The 13,049-nt window shown below is 30.8% G+C and carries 12 protein-coding genes; all 12 read right to left on the bottom strand.

Annotation, left to right across the window (positions count from 1 at the left end; translation table 11 throughout):
- Positions 1-20 precede the first annotated feature (20 nt).
- On the bottom strand, positions 21-953 hold the full coding sequence (locus N7659_RS04270; RefSeq protein ID WP_263275992.1) for a glycosyltransferase family 2 protein: 933 nt from the start codon (positions 951-953) through the stop codon (positions 21-23).
- Positions 943-2,097, bottom strand: a complete 1,155-nt coding sequence (cps2T, locus tag N7659_RS04265; protein ID WP_263275991.1) for a beta 1-4 rhamnosyltransferase Cps2T — start codon at positions 2,095-2,097, stop codon at positions 943-945. The genes N7659_RS04270 and cps2T overlap by 11 nt, the downstream gene beginning before the upstream one ends.
- A gap of 119 nt (positions 2,098-2,216) precedes the next feature.
- Positions 2,217-3,233, bottom strand: a complete 1,017-nt coding sequence (gene galE, locus N7659_RS04260; protein WP_263275990.1) for a UDP-glucose 4-epimerase GalE — start codon at positions 3,231-3,233, stop codon at positions 2,217-2,219.
- A gap of 18 nt (positions 3,234-3,251) precedes the next feature.
- A complete protein-coding gene (locus N7659_RS04255) occupies positions 3,252-4,400 on the bottom strand; it encodes a glycosyltransferase family 4 protein (RefSeq protein WP_263275989.1) in 1,149 nt (382 codons plus the stop codon).
- Between the two features lie 24 nt (positions 4,401-4,424).
- Complete coding sequence (locus N7659_RS04250; RefSeq protein ID WP_263275988.1) at positions 4,425-5,876, bottom strand: DUF2142 domain-containing protein; 1,452 nt, start codon at positions 5,874-5,876, stop codon at positions 4,425-4,427.
- A gap of 40 nt (positions 5,877-5,916) precedes the next feature.
- Positions 5,917-7,191: a lipopolysaccharide biosynthesis protein gene (locus tag N7659_RS04245; protein WP_263275987.1), complete on the bottom strand. Its 1,275-nt coding sequence runs from the start codon at positions 7,189-7,191 to the stop codon at positions 5,917-5,919.
- On the bottom strand, positions 7,175-7,525 hold the full coding sequence (locus tag N7659_RS04240) for a DUF2304 domain-containing protein (protein ID WP_263275986.1): 351 nt from the start codon (positions 7,523-7,525) through the stop codon (positions 7,175-7,177). Before N7659_RS04240 ends, N7659_RS04245 begins: the two co-directional genes overlap by 17 nt.
- Entirely contained in the window at positions 7,522-8,229 is a 708-nt protein-coding gene (locus N7659_RS04235; RefSeq protein ID WP_263275985.1) for a glycosyltransferase family 2 protein, read from the bottom strand. The genes N7659_RS04240 and N7659_RS04235 overlap by 4 nt, the downstream gene beginning before the upstream one ends.
- 194 nt (positions 8,230-8,423) lie before the next feature.
- Complete coding sequence (rfbD, locus tag N7659_RS04230; RefSeq protein WP_263275984.1) at positions 8,424-9,275, bottom strand: dTDP-4-dehydrorhamnose reductase; 852 nt, start codon at positions 9,273-9,275, stop codon at positions 8,424-8,426.
- 78 nt (positions 9,276-9,353) lie between these two features.
- Entirely contained in the window at positions 9,354-10,508 is a 1,155-nt protein-coding gene (locus N7659_RS04225) for a glycerate kinase (protein ID WP_263275983.1), read from the bottom strand.
- A gap of 65 nt (positions 10,509-10,573) precedes the next feature.
- A complete protein-coding gene (locus N7659_RS04220; protein WP_263275982.1) occupies positions 10,574-11,866 on the bottom strand; it encodes a DUF2254 domain-containing protein in 1,293 nt (430 codons plus the stop codon).
- Positions 11,867-12,009: 143 nt separating this feature from the next.
- Positions 12,010-13,014, bottom strand: a complete 1,005-nt coding sequence (locus N7659_RS04215) for a D-2-hydroxyacid dehydrogenase (RefSeq protein ID WP_263275981.1) — start codon at positions 13,012-13,014, stop codon at positions 12,010-12,012.
- Between the last annotated feature and the right edge of the window lie 35 nt (positions 13,015-13,049).

Raw genomic sequence — 13,049 nt, 5'->3', positions numbered from 1 at the left:
CTTTTCGAAATAACAACATTTTATTTTCTCCTATAGCCTATTTTTGTAAGAATAAGTCCTCTAAAAACGAGGGTATGAAAAAGTCGATTCTTTTTAAAATCAAACTTTTTTAAAATAGCATATCTTTTTACAAACGATTGTTCAAGTAAAGAAGTATATGCGATAATCATCTCTCTTTTTTCTTTAGACAAATTAAAATTCAAGAGATGATGGGCTTGCTTTTGACTTTCTGTGACAAGCCACCAATATTTTTTAAGTAGTAAGTGTGGTTTTAACCACTTTTTCATTCTTTTTGTCCATGTTCTTGCTCCAAGAACATTATTGTCGTGTTGACGATACAACTGAGTTGCTTGGTCTAAGTAAATAAGATTCCCCGTAGCACTCGCTATTAAAGCTAGATACCAATCATGCATCAAGATGTCATCAGAAACTGTCCATTTTTCAGCCAACTCATGATTAATCAACATGGTGCCACCTGTTACAGTGTTTTCCGTTAATTCTTGATGAAGCGTTGTGTTTGCATGATGTGATTGTTTTTTTATCATGCTTTCAGTCATCATTTCAAGATTTTGATTAACTACCGATAAATCGGTATAAACTAATAATGGTTTGTTTGTTGGATAAGTTTTAGCTTTGGCTAAGGTCTTTTCTAACTTATCTTCCAACCAGACATCATCTTGATCACTAAAAAAATAAAAATCTGCGGCTTCATGTTTAACAAGAGTATAAAAGCTTTTAATTACCCCAATATTATCAAATTTATCTGGATGAATGAAACGAATTCGTGAATCAGTTTTGATAAAATCATTGATGATATCTCTTGTTGTATCACTTGAACCATCATCTCTTATTAAAAGAGTCCAATCTTTAAAGGTTTGTTTTTGGATACTTTCAATTTGCTCAGCAAGAAATTTCTCACCGTTATAAGTAGCCATTAAAATATTAACGTTCACTTAAAAATAATTCCTCATATTCTTTGACAATTTTTGCCCAAGTATAGTTTTCTTTGATGTGATTTTTGGCTGCTATTCCAAGTTCTTTGAAATCAGATTTTTTATCCACTTCATTTAGTAATTCTTTTAAATCATTTTCTTGATTTTTCCAGTAATAAACAACGTCTTTAGCCGTTTGTCGATTAAAAGAAACATCCAACACTAAACTAAGATTAGTATGAGCTAGTGATTCAAGGAGACCTGGATTAGTGCCACCAACAGAATGCCCATGAATGTAAGCAAAGGCATTCTCACGAATATATGAAACCAATTCCTTATCATAGACAGTGCCAACAAATTTAATCCGCTTATCTAGATCAAAATGAGTTTTTTGACGAAGACTTTCAAAATAAGGATTGCCTTCATGATTACTGATGATTACTAAATCTCTTTTGGTTTGACTGGTCATAAATTCTCTAATGATGCTTTCATAGTTATTTTCTGGAATAAAACGTCCTAAAATAAGATAATATTGTTTTTCTATGATATGCCATTTTTGATAAAAACCAATCACATTAGCATCATTTGCGTTTAAATTTGACATTCTTGTATCAGTGCCATAAGCGATAAATGAGGTTTTAGACCATGGGTAAGATGTTTCAATATAATTATCAATCCCAAGGTTATCTGTAATAATAAGATTAGCATACTTTGTCATCATTTTTTCTGAGTATTTCAGATACATTTGAACTGGTTTTGGCCACTTAGACCGTTTCCATTCTAACCCATCCGGGTTGACAAATAGCTTCCCTCCAATAGCTTTTATTTTTTTAGCAAAAGGAGGAATAAAACCTCCAATGGTATTGCCTAATAAATAAAAAATGGGTTCTTTTATCTGTTGTTTTTGAATCAATGACAAAGAGTAGTTAATGGCCATCATATCATAGGCGATAACACGCGCAGAACCAATTTTAGGTGGCTTTATTGTGAAACAATCAGCTCCTAAATAATCAAAATGTTCTCCTTGTTTCTCATCTGAAAGACAAGCCACATGATATTTAATATCAGGAGACACTTGATGTTTAATTAATTCTTCAACAAATGTTTCAAAACCGCCATAACTAGCTGGGAGGCCTCTACTACCAAGGATAAAAACGTGTCGCATAATAACCTCATTCTATACAATACAATCATTTTATTATATCATATTTTCATTTCTTTGGCGATTAGAAAAAAACAGGCAAAAGCCTGTTTTTTATGGGTTTAAAAAATTATCTTACTTAATTAATCAGAAAAACCATTCGGATGCTTACTTTGCCATCTCCAACTATCTTCGCACATACGAATGATATCGTATTGTGCTTGCCAGTTCAATTCTTTTTTTGCCTTTGAACTATCAGCATAGCAAGTAGCAATATCTCCTTTACGTCTTGGCAATATTTGATAAGGAATGTCTTTTCCAACTACCTTAGACATGGTTCTGATAATTTCTAAAACTGAGTAACCTTTGCCTGTTCCAAGATTATAAATATTTAAACCTGATTTGGGTTCTAATTTTTGTAAAGCTGCAACATGTCCCTTTGCTAAGTCAACGACATGTATATAATCACGAACCCCAGTACCATCAGTAGTATCATAATCATCACCAAAGACTCCAACAAACTGTAATTTCCCAACTGCCACTTGAGAAACATAAGGTAATAGATTATTTGGAATACCTGCTGGATATTCACCTAAATCACCTGATGAATGCGCACCGATAGGATTAAAATAGCGTAATAAAACAATATTCCATGTCGTATCAGAAGCATATAAATCTTTAAAAATATCTTCCAACATTAGTTTAGTTCGACCATAAGGATTGGTAACTGAGAGAGGAAAATCTTCTTTTATAGGAACTGTCTTAGGATTACCATAGACAGTTGCTGATGAGCTGAAAATAATATTTTGACAATTATTTTTTTTCATCACTCGAAGTAGAGTCAAAGTACCATTTATATTATTATCATAATATTCGAGTGGAATCTCACTTGACTCACCAACTGCCTTTAAACCAGCAAAATGAATAACTGCTGAAATCTCATGTTTTTCAAAAATATGTTGCAAATGTTGCTCATTACGAATATCACTTTGATAAAAAGTTAATTGTTTTCCAGTAATTTCTTGTACAATCTCTAGACTTTTAGCATTAGCATTATAAAGATTATCAATAACAATAATGTCATATCCTTGGTTAAGTAATTCAATACAAGTGTGTGAGCCAATATACCCTGCACCACCAGTCACTAAAATTGTAGACATGTTTTACTCCTATATAAATTATTTATAAATGATATCATCAATAAGATGTTTTACTGTAGCATCCCAAGTAAAACCAGTTTTAATTTTTTGATGAATTGTTTCTTGTAATAATTTTCGTTTCTCATGATTGATAATTAACTCTTCTAAAGCAATTTTTATAGAGTCGACATTATCATTAACAATAACACCAGTTTTTTCATCAGAAATAACCTCTGGAACAACACCTCTATTTGTTGCAATAACTGCACACTTCATCATGCCGGCTTCAATAACTGCAGTTGGTCCTCCTTCAGCATATATGGAAGGAGCAACAAAAATATCGGATTGTTTCATTAATGTCATTGTAGAATCATAATCTAGTTTTCCTAAATATAATATGTTTTCAGCTTGATAAGATTGTTTTAAATAATTTAATAAAGGGCCTTCTCCAGCTATTACTAATTTTGCGTTTTTAGAATTTTTGATATTAGAGAATGCTTCTAACAGCAAAACAATTCCTTTTTCTTCAACAATTCTTCCAGCAAAAAGAATAAGTATCTGATTAGAAGGATTTGGAAGATATTCTAATTTTTCAAATTCTTTCAGTAGAGTTGAATCAACTGAATTGTGCAGAACTTCATTGGCTGTTATATGAAATCTTTTTAACCATTCAATTCCATTTAAAGATACAGCAGCAAATTTTGGTTGATAAGATTTCACTAAAAAAGTAATCCAATGTTCATATATTTTTGCTAAAAAATCTAAAATTGAATGACCTTTTATAGATGTCCCAACTTGGACATAACCTCCTCCGTGTTCAATAACAATGGATGGTATAGATCTTTTTTTTGCTAGTTTTAATCCCATTAACGTTGTTAAATAAAATCTTGTATTACAAATAACAAAATCAATATTTTCGTTTGACAATTGCATTAATAATTCTTTATAGATATTATTTTTTTCAAAAATAGGATATCTTGATTTAAACTGTTTTTTAGAAGGAAAACGGTAAATTTTAATATCACCATTTTCCTCCTGACTAGAAAGATTATGACTATTAGTTGTTACAATAATAACCTTGAATCCTTTTTTTACTAATGTTTCAGCTATTTTAACAGTGAATCTTTCTACACCACCTAAATGTGGATATATAAATGCCGTAAAAATTGCTATTGTCTTAACTGACATGTAAACCCTCTCTAAACTTATGTACTAAAGATAATAATTTAATAAAACACGTATAATCATGATTACAATAAAGAAAATAGAACTATTTAAAATAAATTTATCTGAAAGCATCTTATAACAACGTTCAAATAATTTATTATTACTAGCTAAAAGGATAAACATTAAAGGGATAATACCTAAAAAGTATCTATCTTGTACTCCTAAGACATTTACTTCTCCTACAGGAGTATAGGTGAGATAAAAAGTCAAAACAATGCTCCCAATAATTCCCATAACTATAAAGAAAATACCTGTTTTTGACCATTTTGATATTTTGAGTTCATTAGCATTATTAAAAATTGTTAATGCATAAAAAATCATATTTAACGAAAATAGTTCGGACATTCCATAGGTTAATGGTCCAAAAACAGTTATTCCTTGAGGATTAAATAAATGAATTAAAAGGTGCCTTAACAATAAAGTTCCATATGTAAAAGGTTTTGACATAATACTTATAAATTGGTTTTTCACGTCAACTTTTTGTAAAAAATCAGCCACTTCAATTTGTGGAGATATTATCTGACGATAAGTTTTTAACCAGAAGAGAGTTACTGTAAGTACCAAAATGATAGCCAAAAATTTATAAATAATTATTTTTTTACGACTATCATTGAATCTGTTAGAAGGAATAAATAATAGTAAAAAAATTAGTAGAATATAGGGCAGTTTTGTAAATGCAACAATACTACACAACAATGTATAGATGACAATTTGTTTATTTGATATTTTATTTTTGTCAGTTAAAAATTTTATAAAAAGAGCAGAGATTAAAAAAATAAGTCCTAACGATACACTGTCTTGATTATATGATCCTGATAAATAAATGTTCATTGGAACTAAACTAGCAACTGCAAATAGTTGCTTGCCAACAACAAGAATTGATAATGCAATAAATACTAATCCTGCATAAGCAAGAACATTAAAAACACGTCCGAGTATATAAGTTTCTATAATTTCAAGGTTTAAAATATTTCCAATTGTTATCCCCAGTGATTGAGGAATATAAGAAAAATTATAATAACCATTTGTAGAATTAATATCTTTGATAGCAACTTTTTCATTACTATGTTCGATATCATCTTCTATTCTCAAAATCGACTGATAATTATGGTCAATAATGGCTGAGACATCTTCAGAAACTTGTAAATTTTCTAAATCATTACTTAGATTCAAATTTCCCTCTGACAGAAAAAATGATCGAGCATAATGTACAGTTTCATCTGGTATATCGTTTATTGGAGTTATTGTTGCTGAAAATATACCCAATGTTAAAATAATACTAACTGTTGCAACTTCTATTTTTTTAGGAAGAAACATGATTAGATGGCTACTGATAATAAATAGAAAAACTAATAATTTTTTAGGAAGATCAGAGCTTTGAGAGTAAAATATCATCGTTATAATAAAAACTAATAATAAAATTATTAAACTTTTCATGTTAGATTGTATTAGATTTTTATAATTTAATATGTAACGCTTAAACAACATTTTCTGTCTCCATCCTATGCTTTAAAATTTTATAAATAATTAATGATAAAATCAACCATACAGCCATAGCTATATTAAAACTTATTGTAACCCCCCAAACATCATATTTTCCTGCGAGCCAATCTGATGTAAAAAAAGAAACAATAAAAGCTAAAAAATATGGAATGATTAAAAACTTTTGATAACGCATAACCGTTAAAAAATTATCAATCATTGTAGCAAAAGTACTTAATATTCCACCAAAGATAAGCATGATAAAAACCGTTTTATATTGTGATAAATCTACTCGATATACTGCTGATAACACTGGAATACCTATCAAATAACTAAGAAATAAAACAATAATACTAATACCTGTTAAGTACTTAAATAATGTTTTTTCAATACGATTAAATTGAGCAATTTCTTTTTTTACAAAATGAACTGCCATAGTGGTTATATAAGATCTCAAAAATAAAAAAATAAGATTAATAACAAAAATTGGCATAAATAAAATATTAAACTGTGTCTGAATACCAGGTTCAAGTTTCCCTAACTCCAATAATTTATCTAAAGAAAATTTTGATTGATTATAAATAAAAATTAGCAAAAAACCATTAATAAATAATGGAAAACTATCTTGCAATAATTTTAAAATTTTAATATTTTTGTTACTCTTTAAAGATGAATCTATTTTAAAATAATGTAAAGGTTTAACATCAAATAAAAAGAGACTAAAAATAGAAACCAAACAAATTAGAATCAGGGATAAAATAAGATTTTTTGAAAAAATCAAAGTTAACGTAAAAGTAATTAAAACAAAACTATTTCGATAAAACAATGATTTTCCAGCAAAATCTAATCGTTCTTTTTGCTGAAAAAATCCCTGAAATACATCAGAGAGAGCATCTAGACAACGGTATAAACAAATAATCCAAATAATTACATCTTTATATATATCATAATCAGTAAAATAAATATAGCCTCCTGATATGGCAAGCATAGCAATACAGGTGATTATTCTCGTATATAAATAATCTTTAAACTTATATTTTTGGTTAATATCTGTTGATTGTAGATTTCTTACTTGAAATAAAGCAATAGTTATCAATTGATTACCAACCGCATAAGCAAAGCTAAAAATATCCGCTTCAATCTTAGTAAGAAATCTGGAAACAATCATAAGCAATAAAATAGAGACCGCTGCAGTTGAAGTCGTTCCTAACATATTCCAAATAAATTTCATTTTATTGGAAGCAACATTCTTACTACTTGAAATCATCATCTTTGTTCTCTTTCTCTGCCAAAGCAATATGCTGAATAAGTTTCGTTAACTTTATTGATTGTAATGATAATTTCTTAGTCAAACGATACTGATTAACGATTAGTAAAAAAATAATAAGAAGAAAAATAAAGTTTGAAGGGGATTCAAATCCAACAAAATTAGAAATCCAGACAAATAAACTAGGAATAATTGATAGAGCTAACAACACGACAGAGAAAACTAGCCAAAAAAAACTATCTTCAATTTGAATGTTGGATTTTCTAATGCTTATTAAAATAAGTGAAGCCGTTGTTATGGCAACTAAAGCTAATAATATTTGTAATCCAATAATCATTTAATGCCTCTTTCTCTAAAGTTTTGAATTAAAATAATTGATACAAACATATGAAACATATATTTTATTGACCTTGATAATGTTAAGTATGATTGACCTGCTTGCCTATCTAGCATTTTGACTTGAACTTCTTTGACTTTCAATCCTTGTCTAATTAAATATGATATGGTATCTGGTTCAGGAGTATAGTTTATATTTGTAGCAAAAGTCTTAATCAAATATTGATTAAACATTCTCATTCCAGAAGTTGGATCAGTAATCTTTTTTCCCGTTGTTAGTCTAATAATAAAACTAATTAATGTATTTCCTAACATTCGTAAACTTTTATGTTTTGAAGCGGAAACAAAACGAGATCCAATAACACAATCATTTCCTTCATCAATAGCTTTGCTTAATTGTTCAATATACTCTGGCAAATGTTGTCCATCAGCATCAAATTGAATAGCTTTTTTATAACCATGATTAAAGGCATATTTAAAGCCAGTTTGAAGAGCACCGGAGAGTCCAAGGTTCTCTGGTAAATCAATAATATTATATCCATTTGCATGGGAGATACTTGATGTGTTATCCTTTGAACCATCATTGATGATAACATAATCATATTGAGGATAATTTTTTATAAGATTATTGATAACCTTTTCAATCGATTCTTCTTCATTATATGCAGGAATCATTATCAAAACATTTTTATTATTTTTTTGCATTTTAAAATTTCCTATTGACTGTGTATTAAAGATTATATTTGTATTGTATATAAATTTCTATAAAAATTTATGTGGATTTTTAAAATTAAAGTAATTAACCTCATTCTATACAATACAATCATTTTATTATATCATATTTTCATTTCTTTGGCGATTAGAAAAAAACAGGCAAAAGCCTGTTTTTGTTAGTATTTTTATTTTTTTTCTTGGCGATAAAATTCTTTTAAAGCATCTTGCCAACTAGGAATAACAAAACCTGTTGCTTTTGTTTTTTCTAAGCTCATCGTTGAGTTGAATGGACGTTTAGCTTTTGCTGGGAATTGGCTAGAGTCTACTGGTACTATTTCAACGTCTGTCTCTTTTAAGATTTCGACAGCAAAATCATACCATGACGTTTCTTTATCAGCATCATTTGATAAATGATAATAGCCAAATGCTTTTCTATTATCCGTTAGATATGTCATGAATTCTGCAAGTGTTCTTGTCCAAGTTGGACGTCCAAATTGGTCGTTAACTACTGTTAAGCGAGAATGTTTTTTGGCGAGGTCTTGCATCGTAAAGACAAAGTTTTTACCGTAGTTACCAAAAACCCAAGCTGTTCTAATAATATAGTATTGGCTTGAGAATTTTTCGACGGCTTCTTCTCCAAGACGTTTAGTACGACCGTACTCTGTTTTTGGATTTGGTGTATCTGTTTCTAGCCATTCTTCTCCTAATGGTTTGTCACCATCAAAAACATAGTCTGTTGAAATATAAACAAGGGTTGCGCCATATTTTTCAGAAGCCTTTGCAATAATTTCTGTTCCTGTCACATTAATAGCATAGTCTAATTCTTTTCCCTCGTCTTCAGCTGCATCAACAGCTGTATAGGCCGCACAATGATAGACTAGTGTTGGTTTTACTCGAGCAAAAACGGACTCTACTTGTTCTTCGTTAGTAATATCCATTTCACTAACATCTGCAGCAACATAATCAACATTTCTCTCATCTAGTAGGTGACGTAATTCAGTTCCTAATTGTCCCCTACTTCCTGTTATTAAAATCATATTGGACTCCTTTTTCCTTTTGATTATTATTTTACACTAAACTAAAAATGATAGCAATGAAAGAACTTATGATAAGTTCTAGTTCTTATTTTTTTGACTAATAGTCATCCCAACTTTAATGGCACATAACATACGATAAGCCGCATCTTGATACAGTTGTTCACTGCTTTTTAGAGCAACTTCAAGAGGCATTATTTTATTTATTGTTGTTATAATACTTGATAAGCCGTCATCATAAATAGTTTCATAATCCTCTGATAAGCCACCAACAATAGCAACAACAGGGATTCCTTGTTTTTGTCCTCTTTTAGCAACACCAGAAACAACTTTTCCTAAAGAAGATTGGTTGTCTAATCTTCCTTCACCAGTGATGATGAGGTCAGCATCTTTAATCAGATTATCAAAAGATAAGATATCTAAAATCGTATCAATGCCTGAGGCTATTTCTGCATTAAGAAATGCCATGAGTGAAAAGGCAAGTCCTCCAGCAGCACCTGCACCTGGTTTATTTTTTAGTTGTTTATTGGTCTTTTTTTCAACTATTTTAGCAAAATGAGTCATTCCTGCTTCTAATAATTCCTGCATGCTACTGGTTGCACCTTTTTGTTTACTATAGGTATAAGTGGCACCCTTATCACCTAGAAGTGGATTGGTGACGTCTGATAAAATCGTTATAGTGACTTCTTTTAATCTTTGATGAGCATGAGAGACATCAATCTCACTAACTTGCCACAAGTCTTGTCCAGATCCTTTTAGCTGATGACCATTTTTATCAAAAAAACGAAAACCTAGAGCTGACATAGCTCCCATACCACCATCATTTGTGGCACTACCACCTAAAGCGATTAGGATATGATTAACCTTATTGTCAAGTGCATCACGTATTAACAGTCCTGTTCCATAAGAACTGGTTTTCATAGGATGACGCTCCTCATTATTTATTAAGGGCAATCCTGACGCTCTTGCCATTTCGATAATGGCAGTTTGATTAGACAGCAGTCCATAACTTGCCTCTATTGGTTGTCCTAAGGGATTTTCTGTAATAATTTTTCTTTCCCTACCATCTAATGCTTTAACAAGAACAGACATTGTTCCTTCTCCCCCATCAGCAACTGCAAGAGAGACCATCTGTGCGTGAGGAAACACTTTTGGAGTGACTTCTTCTAATAATTCTGAAATTTTTTCAGAGGATAAAGACCCTTTAAAAGAATCGGAGGCAAACACAATTTTCATAGACTGTTCCTACCTAACTAGTAACAATTTGGGATAGTTTTCATTGCTATTCAATAGAAATGAAATTAAGCTTCTGCTATTTCTTGACTTTTCGTTAAAATTCTTTGATAGATATAATCTAATCGCTCTTTATTAAGTTGACCACTTGGTTTGGGGATAATATGTTCATACATATCTTTGACCAGATCAAGAACAGCCTTTTTATTGGCTGCAACGGCAGAATAATAAAGTGTCTCAAGTCCTTCTAAAACTGTATACATGACATCAATATCTTCTTTACCATAGTTTATAATTTGATTAAAGGAATGATAAAGATCTTCTTCAAATGTATAAGCCGTGTAGGCGATTTTAGCATTAGCATTTTCTTGAACGATGATATGATTGTTGACTGTTTTTGATATTGGCACTAATAAGAGACTTATCTTATGAATACACTGAATAGCAGTGTTTGGGTCATTAACACCTGGTGATAGCGCTCGAACAGCAATTTCTTCTATTTTATCAATACCGTGTCTATAGTCGTTTTCATAAACTTTATTTTCAGATAAGATAAAGCAATCAGCAATTTTTGACATTAAATCATCATCAAAAGTGGTGCTTTCAGCCTTATTAATATGAGCAAGAGGTTTTTCTTCATTGATAAAATCTCCAATCTTACAATCAACAATGAGCTCTGCATTATGGTCTTTTAGTAAATCAGAGATTTCACCAAAGTTGATAACACTTAAAAAACCGTTAGCATTAGGATATAGTTGAATGGCTTGTGTTTCAATATCACTAAAGAAGCCTTGATATTCTTCTCGTTTATCGAGTTCTTTTTCGATAACGGATAAAGTCACAGTGTAAATATCGGATAAAAGATTTTCACTTTTTGAACTTCTGATAACATTTTGAACAAAAATGATGAAATAAATCATAGAAACAATGGCATAAACCACTGACACAAAGCCCGCAATGACTTGTTGATCCTCTAAAACATCGCGCATAAAGACTAGTGCTGTGATACTGTAGAAGAACCCACCAAAGAAAATGCCTAACACTTTCATCGTGATTTTAGTATCTACAAAATTTTCAACCACGCGCGGTGAAAAATTGGACATGTAGTTAGACATGACAGATAAAATGGTAGAAAAAGTAAAGGTTGTGATGGTCAATTGTGCACCTGCAAGTGTTGCTAGAATCGTTTTTGCAAGAGACACTTTTGTGTAAAAGATGGAAGGAATATAATCTTTGACATCAAAATACCCTAAATCAACCAACATCACAATGTTGACCAAGACAATAGAGTATAAAATATACTGTGTGTTATATATCCAAGCTTTATGGTTGTAGTACCATAGTTTTAATCGTTCAAACATGTAAAACTCCTCAAAATAATCTTCCTCTCATTATATCCTACTTCTTTTTTTCTGTCATTTTATCACTACTATTTTCAATGTATTTTATTAAGTTTTACCCAAACAATAAAAAACATCGGTAGATATCTACCGATGTTTTAAAATTAGTCCAGTTTCAATTCTTCTTTGACTTCTTCACCAAGAAGAATGCCTTTAGCACCATCAATAGCGATATGAACTAAATTTTCAATAGCTGTGTGTGTGTGAAAGGCTACATGTGGAGAATAAAGAACTTTAGGATGTTTGAGGAGTCTCAAGAAGAGTTCATCAGTCACTTCATCTAAAGACACTTTGCGATTAACGAATGGTCCTTCATGTTCATAGGTATCAATAGCAGCTGCACGAATTTGATTATTGTCAAGAGCATCTAAGAGAGCTTTTGTATCAACTAGACTACCTCGCGCCGCATTAACCAAAATAAGATTTTTCTTGGCATGTTTCAATAAATCAGCATTAAACAAATGATAGTTTTCTTCAGTTGCTGGAGCATGCAAGGAAATAATATCCGATTTCTCAACTAATTCTTCAACAGTCGACACATAAGTCAAAATATCTTCTAATGCTTTATTTGGATAAAGATCGTAGCCTATAACAGTGGCCCCAGCCTCTTTAAATAACTTGGCTGCACGGCGACCAATATTACCTGTTCCAACAATTCCAACTGTTTTATGGCGAATTTCAGTACTAGTGATAGAATTTTGCCAACGAAAATCACCTTCTTGAACATTTCTATGAATAATATCGAAATCACGTGAAAAATACATCGCGCTGGTAAAAGCAAATTCAGCAATGGCAAATGGAGAATAAACAGGTACTCTAGTAAAACGAATGCCCAATTCTTTTAATAATTTAAGATTGTACATGTCAAAGCCAGCTGAACGAGTAGCAAATACTTTAACGCCTGATTCTTTCATCAAATGATAAGCTTTTTCAGGGATAGCTTTAACTTGTGAAGCAATTAACCCATCGTAACCTTTTTTAATATAAGACATGGTGTTTTCATCAATTGCTTCTGTATAGATATCCAGTTCAATATCTGGGTGCATTTCTTGATAGGTTTCTAGTGCAACCTTTTCATCTTCTCTTGCGCTAAATAAAATCAGTTTCATTTTTGCCTCCTTATGAATTCATTTCTTACTATTAA

This window comes from Streptococcus sp. CSL10205-OR2, from assembly GCF_025660655.1.
Taxonomy (GTDB): domain Bacteria; phylum Bacillota; class Bacilli; order Lactobacillales; family Streptococcaceae; genus Streptococcus.
Note: the sequence above shows the minus strand (reverse complement) of the source record. Positions and strands in the feature narration are given on the sequence as shown.